At 44.9% G+C, this 17,377-nt stretch carries 16 protein-coding genes; 7 read left to right on the plus strand and 9 right to left on the minus strand.

All coding sequences use genetic code 11. From position 1 onward, the window contains the following. Positions 1-227 precede the first annotated feature (227 nt). The gene (gene tsaB, locus GLO7428_RS07490; protein WP_196797475.1) at positions 228-866 is read right to left on the minus strand and encodes a tRNA (adenosine(37)-N6)-threonylcarbamoyltransferase complex dimerization subunit type 1 TsaB; all 639 of its coding nucleotides are present in this window, start codon (positions 864-866) and stop codon (positions 228-230) included. 92 nt (positions 867-958) lie between these two features. Continuing rightward, positions 959-1,207, minus strand: a complete 249-nt coding sequence (locus GLO7428_RS07495; protein ID WP_015187963.1) for a Ycf34 family protein — start codon at positions 1,205-1,207, stop codon at positions 959-961. Between the two features lie 131 nt (positions 1,208-1,338). Here GLO7428_RS07495 and GLO7428_RS07500 point away from each other — a divergent pair, with 131 nt between their 5' ends. The 5 genes from GLO7428_RS07500 (at position 1,339) to GLO7428_RS07520 (ending at position 7,366) form a co-directional block, all read left to right on the plus strand. Beyond that, the gene (locus GLO7428_RS07500; RefSeq protein WP_369792519.1) at positions 1,339-2,589 is read left to right on the plus strand and encodes a CCA tRNA nucleotidyltransferase; all 1,251 of its coding nucleotides are present in this window, start codon (positions 1,339-1,341) and stop codon (positions 2,587-2,589) included. A gap of 105 nt (positions 2,590-2,694) precedes the next feature. Further along, entirely contained in the window at positions 2,695-4,041 is a 1,347-nt protein-coding gene (gene gorA, locus GLO7428_RS07505) for a glutathione-disulfide reductase (RefSeq protein ID WP_015187965.1), read from the plus strand. Between the two features lie 130 nt (positions 4,042-4,171). After that, on the plus strand, positions 4,172-5,545 hold the full coding sequence (gene gor, locus GLO7428_RS07510) for a glutathione-disulfide reductase (protein WP_015187966.1): 1,374 nt from the start codon (positions 4,172-4,174) through the stop codon (positions 5,543-5,545). Beyond that, the gene (locus GLO7428_RS07515) at positions 5,490-6,179 is read left to right on the plus strand and encodes a YqiA/YcfP family alpha/beta fold hydrolase (protein WP_015187967.1); all 690 of its coding nucleotides are present in this window, start codon (positions 5,490-5,492) and stop codon (positions 6,177-6,179) included. The genes gor and GLO7428_RS07515 overlap by 56 nt, the downstream gene beginning before the upstream one ends. A 41-nt stretch (positions 6,180-6,220) precedes the next feature. Next, entirely contained in the window at positions 6,221-7,366 is a 1,146-nt protein-coding gene (locus tag GLO7428_RS07520; RefSeq protein ID WP_015187968.1) for a histidinol-phosphate transaminase, read from the plus strand. A gap of 25 nt (positions 7,367-7,391) precedes the next feature. Here GLO7428_RS07520 and GLO7428_RS07525 read toward each other — a convergent pair whose 3' ends face one another. The 6 genes from GLO7428_RS07525 to GLO7428_RS07550 form a co-directional block, all read right to left on the minus strand. Beyond that, on the minus strand, positions 7,392-7,952 hold the full coding sequence (locus GLO7428_RS07525; protein ID WP_015187969.1) for a hypothetical protein: 561 nt from the start codon (positions 7,950-7,952) through the stop codon (positions 7,392-7,394). 431 nt (positions 7,953-8,383) lie between these two features. Further along, positions 8,384-8,980, minus strand: a complete 597-nt coding sequence (locus tag GLO7428_RS07530; protein WP_015187970.1) for a GNAT family N-acetyltransferase — start codon at positions 8,978-8,980, stop codon at positions 8,384-8,386. Positions 8,981-9,034: 54 nt separating this feature from the next. Next, a complete protein-coding gene (locus tag GLO7428_RS07535; RefSeq protein WP_041918547.1) occupies positions 9,035-9,220 on the minus strand; it encodes a hypothetical protein in 186 nt (61 codons plus the stop codon). A gap of 81 nt (positions 9,221-9,301) precedes the next feature. Next, a complete protein-coding gene (locus tag GLO7428_RS07540) occupies positions 9,302-10,348 on the minus strand; it encodes an ABC transporter permease (RefSeq protein WP_015187972.1) in 1,047 nt (348 codons plus the stop codon). A gap of 118 nt (positions 10,349-10,466) precedes the next feature. Beyond that, positions 10,467-12,125 carry an ABC transporter substrate-binding protein gene (locus tag GLO7428_RS07545; RefSeq protein ID WP_015187973.1) on the minus strand — a complete coding sequence of 553 codons (1,659 nt, stop codon included), beginning with the start codon at positions 12,123-12,125 and terminating at the stop codon, positions 10,467-10,469. 86 nt (positions 12,126-12,211) lie between these two features. Beyond that, positions 12,212-13,228 (minus strand): sulfate/molybdate ABC transporter ATP-binding protein, encoded by a 1,017-nt coding sequence (locus GLO7428_RS07550; RefSeq protein WP_015187974.1) that lies wholly within the window; start codon positions 13,226-13,228, stop codon positions 12,212-12,214. Positions 13,229-13,658: 430 nt separating this feature from the next. Between GLO7428_RS07550 and chlP the strand changes: the two genes are divergently transcribed. Then, positions 13,659-14,879 (plus strand): geranylgeranyl reductase, encoded by a 1,221-nt coding sequence (chlP, locus tag GLO7428_RS07555; protein ID WP_015187975.1) that lies wholly within the window; start codon positions 13,659-13,661, stop codon positions 14,877-14,879. A 274-nt stretch (positions 14,880-15,153) separates the two neighbouring features. On the opposite strand, the gene GLO7428_RS07560 is transcribed toward chlP, so the two are convergent. After that, complete coding sequence (locus tag GLO7428_RS07560; protein WP_015187976.1) at positions 15,154-15,978, minus strand: response regulator transcription factor; 825 nt, start codon at positions 15,976-15,978, stop codon at positions 15,154-15,156. A 268-nt stretch (positions 15,979-16,246) separates the two neighbouring features. Between GLO7428_RS07560 and GLO7428_RS07565 the strand changes: the two genes are divergently transcribed. After that, positions 16,247-17,308, plus strand: coding sequence for a YheT family hydrolase (locus GLO7428_RS07565; RefSeq protein ID WP_051038407.1), 1,062 nt, complete (start codon positions 16,247-16,249; stop codon positions 17,306-17,308). Positions 17,309-17,377: the final 69 nt, after the last annotated feature.

Below are 17,377 nucleotides of genomic sequence, written 5' to 3' on the forward strand. Positions count from 1 at the left end.
TGGACAATGCGTAAAATATAGATAAATAAGGCGGTGTGGAGTTTTTGTCGCCTCCTCCACTTTATCGCTACCGAGGAGAGATTAAAGTCTCTACAAAGTGGTCTTAGGTAGCGATCGCCTCGTTATCTTTTAACTCAAGTTTGTATTTAGCTTTGGTTAGTCACTTCTAGCCAAAGTTTAGCTATCATACCATCAAAAAGAACTTTTTTGACAGAAACATCAAAACCCTATATAGGATGTTGACCATAAAAAGGTAATGCTTCTGACCATTTAGGACGCGCCCCTTGCTGCCAATCGCAGTACGCCAGTTCTAATAAGCTACTCACCGAAGTTCCCAAATAATTTTGCGCATCAATTAACTTATATCCATTACAGCTATCTAATTTGGCTTGCCATGCTTCCGGAGTTAGTACGGTATCTGATAGTAAAGCAGTCAAGCCGTTTCCTTCAGTGTTAGCTTGATAGATTGCAGTATGTAGTTGACCGCGCTGTGCAGGAAGTTGAATAGCATATACTGATGTTGGTTCAATTGTGTGGTGCAACCAAGCAACAGCTGCTAAACTCGAAATCGCAAATACAGGAATATTCAATTGTTGTGCCAAAGTCCGCGCTGTGACGACGCCGATCCGAGTTCCTGTAAAACCACCTGGTCCTTTGGCTACAGCAATGAATGCTAAATCCTTCCAAGTTTGGGGCTGAATAAACTCAATTAAATACTGATGTAGCAAGTTCGATAAATCGCGTCCGAGATTCCATGTTGCTGTGCGCGATTCATCAGCAAAGTTACTTAGCGCAAAGCCTAATTCTGGACTACTCGTATGAATCGCAAGACCATACTGATGTGGCTGAAGACGAACACTAGGCATCGACATTTGTTCAAACAAAAGCAGCTACTCTTAAACTAGTAAGTAGCTGCCATGCTTATTGTAGTCGCAATCCGCTGTTAGCTATAAATATTCTAGGTAGGTACAAGTTCGCCAGGGCGTAGTTTTGCCCACTTGCCCATTTCGCGTTTAAAGCTAACGCAACCAACGACATCGTATTCCATCTCAATGATGTCTTCGTGGGTACGGATGTTAACGTTAATTGAGGGTTCGATCGGTTCAAAGTTGGGGTCTTCAGTTAAGTGAGGCTGTTCGTGCTGAGTTTCAACCGCGTGGTATGTGATGCAGCGATCGACATAGTGGCAGTTCACGCAAATACACATAAAACGAACTCCAGGCTAATGTCTTGTTCAAGTCCTAAATTAGGATGAGTGATTGCCTCTATCTTAGCTGAGGTAGATAATAACATCTTACGCCTAGTAACAAATCTGTACTGGCGGCTCAATTGATTGATGTGGCGATGTGCCGTAATTTGTCGCAATTATCTCCCGAAAAGTGGTGTTTTAGCTTGGATTTGCTACCACAGCCGATTTACTTGGTTGGTGGTGCGGTACGCGATGCGTTATTAGGGCGTAGTGCTGATTACTTAGACTTAGATTTTGTTTTACCAGAAAATGCGATCGCCACGGCAAGATCGCTGGCGCATCATTACAACGCCGGTTTTGTCATCCTCGACGCCCAACGTCAAATTGCGCGCGTGGTGTTTCCCCAAGCAACCATAGACTTTGCACGACAAGAAGGTTCAAGTTTAGAAACCGATTTACGACGGCGCGACTTTACTGTGAATGCGATCGCCTACAACCCCCACACGCAAGAAATGATCGATCCTCTTGGTGGTTGTATCGATTTACAACGCCATTGTTTACGGATGGTATCGCTACAAAATTTACAAGACGATCCTTTACGACTACTACGCGCTTACCGTCAAGCTGCACAGCTTGGTTTTACGATTGAGTCAGATACTCGCTTAGCGATTCAGACTTTAGCACCGCATATCCAACACGTTGCTGCTGAACGCGTGCGGGTAGAATTAGGCTATCTTCTCGCCCACTCGCAAGGAACTTTGTGGTTGCAGAAGGCTGCGGAGGATGGCTTAATTGAATATTGGTTTCCCAACGCCAATGTTAACGATGTCACCGCCGTCGATACCGCAGCGGTAAAACTTACAGAAATTTGGTCGCAACTCAACATTGAACTTTATCAAAGTGTCCGCGACACAGTCAAAACAACATGGTTAGGTATTGCCAAACTCGCGTGTCTTGTCACTCCACAGCCAGAAACTGCGGAAGCCGAATTATTGCGACTTACCTACAGTCGGGCGGAAATTCGCGGTGTCACGACACTACTCAAGTTACTACCACAGTTACAAGCACATCCGCTATCTGTACGCGAACAGTATTTTTTCTTTCAAGAAGGTGGGAAAGTCTTTGGGTCGATCGCACTTTTAGCCGTAGCGAAAGGTACCTCGATTGCGGCGATCGCACCTTTAATCAATCGCTATCTCGATCCTCAAGATCCAGTCGCGCATCCTCAATTACTTGTTACAGGTAAAGATTTAATTCAAGCACTCAAAATTAAACCCAGTCCTTTGGTGGGAAAACTGCTTACAGCGATCGCGCTAGCCCAAGCTGAAGGTGAAGTTACTACTGTTGATGAAGCAATCGAATTAGCAGCAGCCATGCTTGACAAAAAAGAAATATTGTGAATCTGAGACTGAGTGCCATCAACTCACCTTTGGACTAGTAGCGACAAACGAGGTGAAAGATGAAAATAGATAATAATTCTTTACTTTTACCCTTAATGAAAATTCATGACATTTGATTACAATTTTTTAGTGATAGGTGCAGGTCCAGGGGGAATAGCTGCGGCAAAACAAGCTGCAAGCTATGGCGTACGCGTTGCAGTTGCGGAACAAGAAGCGATCGGCGGAACGTGTGTAAATCGTGGTTGTATTCCTAAGAAATTTATTGTGTATGCGGCTGACATTGCGCTGCAAGATCAATTAGCACCCAGCTACGGTTGGAGTGAATGTCAAAGGCGCTTTGATTGGTCGCAGTTTATTAGTAAAGTACATCAGCAAGTTGAAAAACGAAATCAGTCGTATTTACAAACTTTCCAAAAAGCTGGAATCGAACTACTGCGGGGACACGCAACTTTGCTCGATCCGCATACTATAGAGATCAATGACCGCAAAATTACTGCTGACAAAATTTTAGTCGCTGTTGGCGGACAGCCAAATAAACCCGACATCCCTGGAAGCGAATTTGCACTCACTTCGCGCGAGATGTTTCAATTGCAGCAACTACCACAAAAATTAGCAATTGTTGGCGGCGGTTACATTGGTGTCGAATTTGCTAGCATGATGAATGCTTTTGGTGTTGAAGTCACATTGATGGATACTGATGAGTTGATTCTTGATGGCTTTGACAACGATCTGCGTTCCTCGGTACAAGAAGGTTTAATTCAACGCGGAATTCAGTTTTTGGGCAAAACGACGGTTAAGGAAATTCAAAAGAGCGATCAAAGATTGCATCTTACATTATCAGGAGATACCGAAGAAGCGATCGCTGTAGACACAATTTTAGTTGCTACCGGACGCACCCCAAATACGAAAAATCTTGGTTTAGAAAATGCAGGAGTAGAACTTGGTAAAAAAGGTGCAATTCAAGTTGATGAGTATAACCGCACAACTCAAGACCATATTTTTGCAGTTGGTGATTGTATCAGTCGCGTACCATTAACCCCAGTCGCACGAACTGAAGGTGAAGCTGTTGCGAAAACTGCCTTTGGTAACAAGCTACAAAAAGTCAATTATGAATACGTATCTTCCGCCGTCTTTGCCCGTCCTGAAGCTGCAACAGTAGGAATGACCGAAGACGAAGCGCGAGAACAATACGGCGATGCAGTGCAGTGCTATCGAACAGCATTTGAGCCATTATTTTATAGCATGATAGAGCGCAAAGAACAAGCAATGATGAAATTAGTCGTCGATAGTCATACTGAGCGAGTATTAGGGGCGCACATGGTAGGCGAACACGCTGCCGATATTATTCAAAGTTTAGCTGTTGCAATTCGCAAAGGTATCACTAAAGAAGATCTTGATGCCACAATTGGTATCCATCCTACCACTGGAGAAGAATTTCTCACGTTAGATTGAATCAGATAAGTAAGTTTTGAGTGCGTGAATTTTGAATTAAAGAATTTGCCCAACTCCCCATTACCAATTACCAATTACCGATTACCACTTTCTTTGATGCACTAAATTGTTACGTAAGGGAGAAACATTAATGAACTATGATTATGATTTATTTGTGATTGGTGCGGGTTCTGGAGGTTTAGCGGCTTCCAAACGCGCCGCGAGTTATGGCGCAAAAGTCGCGATCGCCGAACAAGATCTCGTCGGTGGAACCTGCGTGATCCGTGGGTGTATTCCCAAAAAACTGATGGTGTACGGTTCGCGCTTTCCCCAGCTATTTCGCAATGCAGCCGGTTATGGCTGGCGTGTGGGTGAAACTGAACTTGATTGGGAATATTTCGTAACGGCAATTGATAAAGAAGTCCGGCGACTGTCGCAATTACATATTGGATTTCTCGAAAAAGCAGGCGTTGAACTGATTCCGCACCGCGCCACCCTTGTCGATCCCCACACAATTGAAGTTGGCGATCGCAAAGTTACTGCAAATAAGATTTTGATTGCAGTTGGCGGGCGTCCGGTAAAACCAGACTTACCAGGAATGGAATATGCCATCACCTCGAACGAGATGTTTCACCTGCCAGCACAACCAAAACATATTGCAATCATCGGTGCGGGTTACATCGGCGTCGAATTTGCTTCAATTATGCGTGGGTTAGGCTGTGAGGTTACGCAAATTATCCGTAGAGATTTAATTTTACGCGGCTTTGACAACGACATCCGTACCGGAATTCAAGACGGAATGAGCCATTATGGTGTGAAGTTTATCACAAATGCGGTTGCAGAAAAAGTCGAGCGCGTCGCTGAAGGCTTGAAAATAACATTATCAGGAGGACATCAACCGATCGTTGCCGATACATTCTTAGCCGCAACAGGGAGAACGCCTAATATTGATGGTTTGGGTATTGAAAATGCGGGTGTTGAGATTGTGCCGACGGATGTTGAAGGACCAGGATATACGACAACTCCGGCGATCGCCGTTGATGACTACAGCCAAACTTCGCAACCGAATATTTTTGCTGTCGGTGACTGCACTGATAAAATCAACTTGACCCCAGTTGCCATTGCTGAAGGACGAGCGTTTGCTGATACAGAATTTGGCAATCATCGCCGCCAAATGAGCCACGAAAATGTTCCTTCTGCTGTATTTTCACACCCCGAAGCCGCGACAGTCGGTTTAACCGAAGCACAGGCAAAAGAAAAATACGGCGATGCTGTGCAAACTTATCGCGCAAGGTTCCGTCCGTTGTTCCACTCGCTGACGGGAGATGACGAAAAAACGATCGTGAAATTAGTCGTTGATGGCAATACAGATAAAGTTCTAGGCGCGCACATGGTAGGCGAATACGCGGCGGAAGTGATTCAAGGAATCGCGATTACGATTAAAATGGGTGCTACGAAGAAAGACTTTGATGCCACCGTTGGCATTCACCCCTCGACTGCTGAAGAATTTGTTACCCTCCGTTAAGAAGTTGCAGTTCATTTACCTCCACGGCTTTGCGTCGAGTCCTCAATCCGCCAAAGCGGTCTATCTCCGCGATCGCTTTGCAGCGGTACACCACGCATTGCACATCCCCGATCTCAACCAAGATGATTTTACGCAACTGACGCTGACACGCCAATTACAGCAAGTATCTGCACTATTACCAAAGGATGAACCTGTCACCTTGATCGGTTCGAGTTTTGGGGGTTTAACTGCTGCTTGGTTGGCAGAACAACATCCGCAGGTCGAAAAGTTAGTTTTACTCGCCCCAGCATTTGCTTTTCTCTCGCATTGGCTACCACAGCTAGGAACCGAGAAGATTCAACAATGGGAACAGCAACGGTATTTGATGGTTTATCACTACGGCGAAAAGCGATCGCTACCCTTAAGTTACGAGTTCGCCCGCGACGTACCGCAATACAATGACGATCATTTGTTACGCCCCGTTCCTACCTTGATTATTCACGGAATTCACGATGAAGTGATTCCTATCCAAGTCAGCCGCGATTTTGCCGCGAAACGTTCCTGGGTGCAATTAATCGAAGTAGACAGCGATCATGCTTTGGGTAACGTTATGCCAGAAACTTGGCAAGCTATTCAATCGTTTTGTCAAGTGTGATCGCTGCCAACAACTCCATCACTAGCCACTAGCCACTAACAATGCTGCCATTTATCCGATCTGATCTTGCTCAACTTACCGCATATACACCGCATCCAAACAGTACTGACGGTAAACCAATTGAGTCAGTCATTGATCGGTTAGATACAAACGAAAGTCCGTACGATCTACCAAGCGAGTTAAAGCAAAAACTTGCTTGGATTTATCAAGAAGCGATCGAAACAAATCGCTATCCTGATGGCGGACACGCGGTATTGAAAGCGGCGATCGCTGAATATATTAATGAATCTGCCAATCTGACGCAAGGCGCGATCGCACCCGATCAAATTTCGGTTGGTAATGGTTCTGACGAACTGATTCGTTCGCTGTTAATCGCAACTTGTCTTGGGGGTGAAGGTTCTATCTTAGTCGCCAATCCAACATTCTCGATGTATGGCATTTTGGCACACACATTAGGAATTCCCGTCGTTACTGTCAGACGCAATTCAGAATTTGAAATTGATTGGGTTGCAGCCCAAGCCGCTATCGAAACAACCGATAACCCACCTATTCGCGTAGTGTTTGTTGTCCATCCTAACTCGCCTACAGGAAATGCTTTGACGACTGCTGAGTTAGAGTGGCTGCGCAGCTTACCCGAAGAAATTCTTGTTGTTATTGATGAAGCGTATTTTGAGTTTAGTCAAACATCACTTGTCGGTGAGTTGTCGCAAAAACCTAATTGGGTTGTCTTGCGGACATTTTCTAAAGCGTTTCGCCTTGCTGCTTTACGTGTTGGATATGCGATCGCATCTTCAGAAATCACTGCAATTCTAGAAAAAGTTCGCTTACCTTATAACCTTCCGAGTTTCTCCCAAGCTGCTGCTATTCTTGCTTTACAACAGCGCGATTTATTGCTAAAAACCATTCCACTCATTTGTGCAGAACGTACCAAATTAACTCATGCACTATCTCAATACTCTGGCTTTAAAGTTCATAACAGCGCTGCAAATTTTGTCTATGTTCAAAGTAGTCATCCCACACAAGCCAACAAATTACTTGCCACTATAGTACAGCAACTGCGATATAGCGGTACTATAGTGCGTCTACTCAGCGGTGGATTGCGGATTACAGTTGGTAGCCCTGAGGAAAACTCCCGTACCCTCGCACGTTTAGAAGCTGCTGTAAAAAGCTGGGAAGCTCTCAGCTAGAGGCAAATATTTTAACACTTTTAGTTTATTCCTCTAAAATGCGTGCCGCACTCCGGACAATATTTGCGGTTTGCGGTAGCACGCCAACTAATCGCGCAAAGGCTTCATCAGGTATTTGCGATACCGTTTGAGAATCAAAATACTGCTCAAATTGTTCTAGAATCTTGTGGACGCGCTGCTGGGGTTGCGATTTTTCTGTAATTTGTTTGATCAAGCGAATCCACTGTCGCCTAATCAAATAAGCTTTTTGGCGTTCTTCATGCGATTCTGGCGTAAGTAAGGAAAGATTTCCTACGGGTAAAGCCCAGTCACAATCGCGATCGTAAAAGCTACCTACTGCTGCACCAGGTCCTGCAAACTCCGCATGGAAACCCTTATAGAGGATTAAACCATTACGACGACGACTATTTACCACCAGCACTTGCCCACTACGCAGTAGTTTGAGAATTTCTGAGGCACTGTGGTCAGTACTATCGTTTCTACTATTACACTGGTCACGGCAGCCTGAGAAATGAATAGTATTGTCCACAGGTAAGCAAGCTAATGCTATAGGAGGTTGGTAGCGCTGCTGATTTTCGCTATCCATCTGGTTGCCTAAATATAGGTTTCTTGTATTTTGCACGCTAATAGTTATTACGGAAGAAGACAGAATATCGGCTTCCTAAAAACAGATGATTATGACTGGATGACTAAAAGCAGGCTTAATGTTAATTCACTGCTTATTCTATTCTAAACAATTGTTGACTACATCCGAGGAAGGTCGTATAACCTTAAAGTCTTAATGAAGTTTGACAGGACTCTCGTAAATTTTCTGTAAAGCTGCGCCAGTAAGACCTGAACAATACTTTTCCAGAACAGTATCTCACAGTAAATAGTGTAGTTTTACTTATTAAAAATCGCAGTACTATTTTAGGTGACAGCACAAAATTAGCTCACCGAAATGTAAGAAAATAGTGACATAAGCAATTTATAAAAGTGATGCGATCGCTAATTGAATCACAATAAAGTCATTTCGCGTTAGCGCATACAGCCAGCCTCAAGCTGTTTGTGTAGCAAAATTTGGCGCGGTCGTCCGAGTAGCCAAGTACTCCAGTTAAAATCAACTTGCTCCAATTGATAGCCTAACTTACAGTACAATTGACGAGCTTGATGATTATTTTCTAATACGTGTAGATAGAGATCCTGATATTCCCACACTAGCGCGATTTGTTCGCATTTTAATAGCATCTGTTGCGCCACTCCACGACGGCGATAATGACGACGAACCGCTAAGTTAGAGATATAAGGAAACCGCTGGTTAGTAAAAGGATTTTTTGACCGCAGCGACAATTCGACAATTCCGGCTAAGCGATCGCCTTTGACGCTACAATCGGCAGCGACTAAACAAATATGATGTCGCGTTGTTGTGCGTAATCGATTACGGAGATCTTCGTAGATTCCTAGCTTCAAGAAAGGATAAGCCCAGCCGAGAACACCCTCCTGCGAGTGAAAGCTGTCGGCTAGAATGTCAGTCAAACCTGGTACGTCTTCAATTTGCGCCGCACGAATTTCAAATTGGCAATTTTGGTCAGAAGTAAAGTTTGCTGGTAAATGCAAGTTAGTTGAAATTGTCAAAAATCATAGTAAAACGCTATCGCTCATTATCGTAATCGATGCATGGGGCTAACGTCAGGGTTGGTAATGTGTATAAGGTGTAATACGGATAACTGCGACGGGTGGTGACTCAAGTTGACTTGCGGGCGCAGGTAACATTTCACCGCGAAAGTCGAGTATTTGGACAATGACAAGATAGGCGATCGCTAAAATTAGAGAAATTGCACCTGCGATCATCGCAATGATTTTTGAGCGGTTCATGGGCTGTAATTATAGTAGAGGTTAGAGGGGCAAGGCACTGCCTTGCTCGTTCAGATGTGGCACAATTTGAAATCAATCATCTCAATATCGAATTCGCGGGTCAATATAAGCATTCAAAATATCGATCGCAATACTCGCAATCACCACTAAAACGGCAAAAAACACGAGTATACCTTGCACTGTTGGATAATCGCGCAGCGAAATAGCGTCGTAAAGTCGATTCGCAAGTCCAGGCCAAGAAAATGTTACCTCAGTTAAAATCGCCCCGCCAAGCAACGATGCAAACGTCAGTCCCAAAATTGTAATCACGGGAATCATCGCATTTTTCAGCGCATGGGCGACTAAAATACGCCTTTCAGGAATTCCTCGCGCGCGCGCGGCTTCTACATAATCTGCACGCAGCGTTTGCTTGAGATTGACGCGCACGATTCGCTCAAAAATACCGCTTAAAAGCAAACCCAATGTCAAACTCGGCAAGAAAAGATAATACAGCGCGGTGAAGAAACTTGTTAAATCTCCCGCAAGCAGGCTATCAATGGTATACAACCCTGTAGGACCTGGGGGCGGAAACAAAGAAGCCGGAAAGCGATCGCCAATGGGGAACCAGCCTAGCTGTACTGCAAATAGCAATTGCATTAGCATTCCCATCCAAAACATGGGTAGCGCATAGGTAATAATGCCAAACAAGCGTCCGCTAACATCAAGCCAAGAGTTAGGACGCGACGCTGCTAGCATCCCTACTGTAATGCCAATCAACAGCGCGATCGCCATACTACACACCGCCAGTTCCGCTGTCGCGGGAAAATGTCGTCCAATCGTATCCCAGACAGCTTCGCCTTGACTCGTTAGCGAAGAACCCAAATCAAAGCGAAGTAAGCTGCCAAGATAACGCAAATACTGCACCCACAATGGATCGGCTAATCCTAAGCGCTGGCGATATTCTTCCTTCACACTCTCTGGGGCGCGACTTCCTAGCACCGCGTCTACGGGATCGCCAATCGTTGATTGTAGTAACCAGGGAAGTACTCGCAGCAGAAAAAACACCACTGTCACAATCGTCCAGATCATCAGTGGTGCAAGCAGCAACCGCGCCAGAATGTAATACTGAAGTGCTTTGATACGAGACATGAGGAAGGGGTCGGGGGTCAGAGGTCGGAGGTCAGGGAGTTAAAGAAGCAGAGGAAGCAGGGGTGCAAAGGCGCAGGGGAGAATTTTTTTCTATCTATTCACAACGCATAACTAGCCACTAGCCACTGGCTCCTTTTGCGATATCCCATAAAGGAAGTTTGAGGATCGGGTCTACTTGTAAGCCTTGAATCGTTTGTTGACCGAAAGCATAATCCTTGTTTTGGACTAAAGGAATTGCGGGGACATCTTGGGCGATCAAGTCTTGAATTTGAGCGAAGAGTGCGGCACGGGTTTGGGGATTTTGTTCTTGGCGTTGTTGTTCGATCAGTTGATTCATGCGATCGCTGTAATAAAATAACCCTTGGCTTTGACTTGCACCTTGCTCGCATCCAGCAGTTGCATTACCTTGCGTACAACTCAAAAATGGGTGAATGTAGTTATCCGCATCGCCAAAGTCAGGATACCAGTCGAGTAAAACGGCTTGATAGACTCCCTTCGAGATATTGGCGAAAAATGTTGCTCCTTCTTCAGCTTTCGTTTGAATTTGTACAGCACCATCAAGTCGCTGCGAACCGTACTCTTGTAGCGTACTCGCCACTTGTTCGCGGGTTAGCGAATAGGCTGGATACGCAATTTCTAAAGTTAAAGGATTCGCACTTGTGTAACCTGCTTGAGCTAATAAGGCTTTTGCCTGTTCGACGTTTCCATCGCCATAAGTTGTTTGAAAAACTGGCTTGTAGCTATCGAATGTATTAGGAATCATGCTGTACAGCGGTTCGGCTTGCTGTTGATAAACGCGCTGCGTAATTAGTGGACGGTCAATCATTGCCGCGATCGCGCGTCGCACTACCGGATTATCTAATGGTTGTTGCTTGACATTTAAACCTAAATGTGTAACAACGTTGCTTTTTTCTTCTAGTGCCTGCCAACCGTTAGACTGCGCTTGCTGTTTCAAACTCTGCACTTGTTCTGGGTCAAAGGTTTGATACGCGATATCGACTTGACCTGTACGGAAAGAATTAAATAAGTTGGCAGAACTTGATAGAATCTGAAAGTCAATGCCTTGATTTGCTGGTTTTTCGCCCCAGTATTTATCAAACACATCCATCCGAATCAAATTCGGCGTGAACTGCACTAACCGATAGGGACCTGTTCCCACAAATTCTCGCGGTTTAAATTTTCCTGTGCCAATTTCATACGCTTGCGGCGATACGGCGCACAATCCCGAAAACGCGAGTAACGAAGGAAACGCCGCAAAAGCATTTTTGAGCCGAATTGTCAGTTCGTATTCTCCTGACGCTTGCACCGAATCGACGACATCTGATAATAAAGATGCGGGTTTCCCGCCGTTTTGAATAAAACGATTGAGCGAAAACGCCATTGCTTCGGCATTAAAGGCAGTACCATCATGGAACACAACTCCTTGACGTACAGGAATTGTGTACGTTAACCCGTCTGCACTCACTTGCGGTAAAGCTGTTGCGAGTTGAGGCACTAATTCACCCGTACCAACGGCGTATGTGTACAGGCGATCGCTCAAGCTCGTCATAATATTAGAACCCGCAAGTTCATAATTATCTGCGGGATCGAGAGTACGTGGTCTAAGGGTTGTACCGACAACCAAGCGGGTACTATTACCTGCACTTGTTGTACTAACAGCTGATGTTGTGCCTGGTGGACGATTGTTACAACTCACAACCAAAAGGCAACACAACAGCGACAAGCCGATAAATTTTCCTAACGACCACAAGCGCCTGCGAGATACCAACCAATTCATAACGTTCGACTATCCTAGAGCAACCATTAGCTATGAGTCGCAAGCTGTTACTTGGTTCCCCAATCGGATAAGCTAACGGCTAGTAACTAAATTGAATAGTATAGCGGAAATGATTTGGCATCTTTGGGTTTGACATAAACTTTTTCTTGCGGTTGCAGTTGTAATTCATCAAAGCGATCGCGGCTAAGATGTGCTGTCACCACTTGTCCATCATCTAACGTTAATTCGGCTTGAATCTCCCAACCCAAGTGAATAATTCGGCTGACTCTTGCTGATACTGTCGTTCCATTTTTCTCGCGTTGTACAATCACATCCTGCGGACGCAAAAACATCTCTGGATGCGTTGACTCAAACCCGTTACCTTGGAAAATATTTGATGTACTCGGTAGCACATTCACAGGACCAATAAAGCTCATCACAAACGCCGTTGCTGGATGGTCATAAATTTCTGCTGGCGTGCCAATTTGTTCGACGCGACCTTTGTTCATCACAACGATTTCATCCGAAACTTCCATTGCTTCTTCTTGGTCGTGCGTCACAAATACCGTTGTGACATGGACTTCATCATGCAGTTTACGCAACCAAGCGCGTAAATCTTTACGAACTTTGGCATCGAGTGCGCCGAAGGGTTCGTCAAGCAGGAGTACTTGCGGTTGTACTGCTAACGCCCTTGCTAAAGCAACACGTTGTCTTTGACCGCCCGATAGTTGTGAAGGATAGCGATTTCCTAAAGCACTAAGCTGCACTAATTCTAATAATTCGTCTACTCGCGCTTTAATTTTTGCTTTCGGTGTTTTACGAATTTCTAGGGCAAACGCAATGTTTTGCCGCACACTCATGTGCTTGAAGAGTGCATAGTGCTGAAACACAAATCCAATATTGCGTTCTTGCACGCTTTGATAAGTCGCATCTTTACCCGTCAGCCAAATTTTGCCACTATCAGGTAACTCTAAACCTGCAATCAACCGTAATAACGTAGACTTACCTGAACCCGATGGTCCGAGTAAGGCTACCAGCGAACCTGATTTGATTTCTAAACTTACATCGTCAACAGCCTGAAAACTGCCAAACTGCTTTGATACGTTTTCAACTACAATACCCACGGTGAGCAACCTCTGGAGGAAATATATGGTGATGATGCAATAATCTGAGAAACTTCTACTTCATGTCTATCAGGCTAAATTCAGCGTTTAAACTGAAGATATAATCTCCGGTTTTTTGATGGGGTTACTGTAGTTTTATATCATATAAAGCTTTACTTATTGCGTTTTGTATCTTCACAAGATCTTAGTCTTAGTGTAAAGATTTCATGTTGATTAATATTTTTGTTATCTAAGCTACAGATTTATATAAATCCAGGAATCACCAATCTGATTAGAAAGTCTGCGTGTTTCGCGTCCCTGACCCCTGTATATAAGTATCAAAATATTAAGGTCTGTTGCATTTCAGTCACATCTTCATAGGAAGTCACTGAGCAAGCTAAAAGTCCGTGATACGATGCTTTTCTAGCTCTTGAAGATTGGGAGAAGACCTTTGACACTACGGGTTGCTGTTGTAGGCTCAGGTCCAGCTGGTTCTTCAGCCGCCGAAACCTTGGCAAAAGCTGGAATTGAAACATATTTGTTTGAACGCAAGCTAGACAACGCCAAACCATGTGGCGGAGCAATTCCGCTGTGTATGGTGAGTGAATTCGATCTACCGCCGCAGATTATTGACCGTCAGGTGCGGAAGATGAAGATGATTTCCCCCTCAAACCGCGAGGTGGATATCAATTTAGTCAATGAAGATGAATATATAGGAATGTGCCGTCGCGAAGTTCTCGATGGCTTTTTACGCGATCGCGCTGCCAAACTCGGCGCAAATTTAATTAATGCCACAGTTCATAAACTCGATATTCCGCAAAATAATACAGACCCTTATACGATTCACTATGTAGACCACTCGGAAGGTGGCGCGCAAGGAATCGCTAAATCTTTAAAAGTGGATGCGATTATTGGTGCTGATGGGGCAAACTCCCGCATTGCTAAGGAGATTGATGCCGGAGATTACAACTATGCGATCGCTTTCCAAGAGCGAATTCGCTTACCCGAAGCACAAATGGCGTACTACAACGACCTTGCCGAGATGTACGTCGGTAACGACGTCTCTACTGACTTCTACGCTTGGGTGTTCCCGAAATACGACCACGTTGCTGTCGGTACAGGCACAATGCAAGTCAACAAAGCGAGCATCAAACAGTTGCAAGCTGGGATTCGGGCGCGGGCGGCGCGAAAACTCGTCGGCGGTCAAATCATTAAAGTAGAAGCGCATCCGATTCCGGAACATCCTCGTCCTCGCCGTGTGGTTGGACGTGTAGCGCTTGTTGGTGACGCCGCAGGCTACGTCACGAAGTCTTCTGGCGAAGGTATTTACTTTGCAGCAAAATCAGGTCGGATGTGCGCGGAAACCCTCGTCGAGGTTTCTCAAGGAGGAACTCGCATTCCTACAGAGAGTGAATTAAAAGTTTACCTCAAGCGCTGGGATAGAAAATATGGCATGACCTACAAAGTGTTGGATCTGCTGCAAACAGTTTTTTACCGCAGCGATGCGACACGCGAAGCTTTTGTCGAGATGTGTGCGGATCGGGATGTACAGCGACTGACGTTTGATAGCTATCTCTATAAGACAGTCGTACCAGCAAACCCGATTACTCAAATGAAGATTACGGCAAAAACACTCGGTAGCTTGTTACGCGGTAACGCACTTGCTCCTTAAGTAATTGTTGTTCTCGATAGGGCGATCGCGCGCTAAGTGGCGATCGCTTTATTTGCTATTCATGCGTTTATGTATAGCGGTTAGCTCTGATCTTTTAAAAAAGCTTACCAGCGCAATACATTTACTCAATCTACTTGTCCTCACCTGAATGCGTCGTGGTATAAAATCGAACTTTAACGTAGACGCACAGCATCGTGCCGTAGGCTACCACTCCAAACACAGAAAAAATAGATAATTACGAATATAGATACACCGGCTTGATTAAGTTAATTTTTTAGTTAGGCGCTTTTTCGGGAAGGACTGCACTTGTCGGTATACCACTATTATTGTCACTGCTTTGTTCTTCACTTGGAAGTTCTAAGCAATAACCTGCACCGTACACTGTTTTGATATAACGGGGATGACGGGGATCTGGTTCTAATTTGGTGCGTAGGTGGCGAATGTGAACGCGAATCGTTTCAATATCGTCATCAGGGTCATAACCCCATACTTCTTTAAGAATATCGCTTGGAGAAACCGTTTGTCCGTGGCGTTGTAATAAACAGTGCAGTAGCTCAAATTCTAAATGAGTGAGTTTAACCGTCTGCCCAAACCAAATCGCTTCAAACCTTTCGGGAACTAGCGTTAACGCACCATAGTTGAGAATTTCACTGTGCTTAGCTGCTTGCGGAATGCGATCGGTGCGTCGCAATAGCGCCCTGACTCTGGCTAGCATTTCTTCAATTTCAAAAGGCTTTGTCAGGTAATCATCCGCACCAGCATTGAAACCCTCGACTTTATCTTGCGTTTGGCTCAACGCTGTGAGCATCAATACGGGAATTTCTGCGGTTCGTTCATCGCGCCGCAACCGCGCTGTGAGCATCAATACGGGAATTTCTGCGGTTCGTTCATCGCGCCGCAACCGCTGACAAACCGTAAAGCCATCAACCCTGGGTAGCATGAGGTCAAGCATAATGAGATCTGGCTGGATCTGGATCGCTAACGCCTGTCCCTTAATGCCATCTTCTGCTTGGCTAACATCATATCCAGCCATTTCGAGATTAACCGCAACTAGTTCAGAGATTGCAGGGTCATCATCTATAACGAGTATCCGAGGCATTCTAAAAAATGTTACCGTTTATTAAAGTTAAATAAGAACCTTTGGTAGATACAAAGATTGCTGTACTGATTATAAGGAGGATTATAAAAGTTTGCTAAAGATTATTGTGTAAAGCTTCTAACACAAAAGTGCTAATTATGAGAGTAAGGTAGTCCCTTACGCGATCGCTGGACGTTAAATTTGCTTGATCGTTGCTGCAAGTAAAAGTTGCTAAAAATTGCTAAGTTCTATTTATACTCCTCCCTGGTGGTTAAAAAATGGTCTTGCCATGACGTTGCATACAGCTTTATGGGCAAGTCGCGATTGGGAAAATACTGTAAATGATCCTGAACCACCATATCAAGAAAAAACCTTTGTAGGAGCGCAGGAAGTACCAATTTTTGCGTGGGTAGCTATTCCAGAAAATCCGCGTGGCACAATTATTGGCACATACGGAATTACAGGCTCTTTAGAGAATCAATGGTTTCTGCGCATCTTAGGACGTAAGGCATTTGCCCAAGGCTACGCAGTCGTTTTGTTTGATTGGCGCGCTCACGGTAAAACAGCTTTATTGTCGCCAACACTGACATCCGACGGCTTGTATGAGGGAGAAGATTTTGTTCAGATTGCTGCCCAAGCTAAAGCGATGGGATGTCCTGCCAAATTTTGGTTCACAGGATTTTCTTTGGGTGGACAACTGGCGCTATGGGCAATAAAAGCAGTTAATGAGTCAGCGGTCAGCGGTCAGCGGTCAGAGAAAGTGCCGAGTGCTGACTCTACTCAAGAAGAACAAAACCTTACGCGCCTCAGTTATGAAGACATTGGGGGTGCAGCGGTGATTTGTCCGAGTTTAGACTCGAATCGATCGCTTTCGTATTTAGTTAAAGATCCCCTGGGAAAATATTTAGAACAAGCGATCGCCAAAGAACTGAAAAGACTTGCTTGGCGAATTTACGAAGCCCATCCAGGCGTAATCGACCCCGCAGCCATTGAACGCGCAAATAGTATTTGGGCTTTTGACAACGAACTTGTCATCGGACGCTTGGGCTTTCCCTCGGTTGAGGCGTATTACGAAGCAAGTAGCGGCTTAAAAATTTTACCCAGCTTGGATAAACCAACCTTAATTATTTATGCAGCAGACGATCCAATGTTCGATCCGGCGATTGTGCCAGATTTGCATTCCTCGTGCGATCGCAACCCGAATATAGACTTAATTCTCACATCCCATGGCGGTCATGTCGGCTACTACAGCAGCAAGCAAGGTCAAGCCCAAGCAGGCGATCCTGATCCTTGGTGGGCGTGGAATCGCGTTTTAGAATGGTGCGAGATTAAGAGTAGAAAGCGCGGGTGAGTTATGAATAATGAATTTTGAGTGTTCAGTTAGGAAAATCTTTTAATTAATAATGTCTACAGCACGCTG

This window comes from Gloeocapsa sp. PCC 7428, assembly GCF_000317555.1.
In the GTDB taxonomy this organism is placed as follows: Bacteria; Cyanobacteriota; Cyanobacteriia; order Cyanobacteriales; family Chroococcidiopsidaceae; genus Chroogloeocystis.

What these genes read in the sequence shown, in the direction of transcription:
- tsaB (WP_196797475.1), bottom strand. Translation starts at nt 866, where the DNA reads ATGCCTAGTGTTCGTCTTCAGCCACATCAGTATGGTCTTGCGATTCAT.
- GLO7428_RS07495 (WP_015187963.1), bottom strand. Translation starts at nt 1,207, where the DNA reads ATGTGTATTTGCGTGAACTGCCACTATGTCGATCGCTGCATCACATAC.
- gorA (WP_015187965.1), top strand. Translation starts at nt 2,695, where the DNA reads ATGACATTTGATTACAATTTTTTAGTGATAGGTGCAGGTCCAGGGGGA.
- gor (WP_015187966.1), top strand. Translation starts at nt 4,172, where the DNA reads ATGAACTATGATTATGATTTATTTGTGATTGGTGCGGGTTCTGGAGGT.
- GLO7428_RS07515 (WP_015187967.1), top strand. Translation starts at nt 5,490, where the DNA reads ATGCCACCGTTGGCATTCACCCCTCGACTGCTGAAGAATTTGTTACCC.
- GLO7428_RS07520 (WP_015187968.1), top strand. Translation starts at nt 6,221, where the DNA reads ATGCTGCCATTTATCCGATCTGATCTTGCTCAACTTACCGCATATACA.
- GLO7428_RS07525 (WP_015187969.1), bottom strand. Translation starts at nt 7,952, where the DNA reads ATGGATAGCGAAAATCAGCAGCGCTACCAACCTCCTATAGCATTAGCT.
- GLO7428_RS07535 (WP_041918547.1), bottom strand. Translation starts at nt 9,220, where the DNA reads ATGAACCGCTCAAAAATCATTGCGATGATCGCAGGTGCAATTTCTCTA.
- GLO7428_RS07540 (WP_015187972.1), bottom strand. Translation starts at nt 10,348, where the DNA reads ATGTCTCGTATCAAAGCACTTCAGTATTACATTCTGGCGCGGTTGCTG.
- GLO7428_RS07545 (WP_015187973.1), bottom strand. Translation starts at nt 12,125, where the DNA reads ATGAATTGGTTGGTATCTCGCAGGCGCTTGTGGTCGTTAGGAAAATTT.
- GLO7428_RS07560 (WP_015187976.1), bottom strand. Translation starts at nt 15,978, where the DNA reads ATGCCTCGGATACTCGTTATAGATGATGACCCTGCAATCTCTGAACTA.
- GLO7428_RS07565 (WP_051038407.1), top strand. Translation starts at nt 16,247, where the DNA reads ATGACGTTGCATACAGCTTTATGGGCAAGTCGCGATTGGGAAAATACT.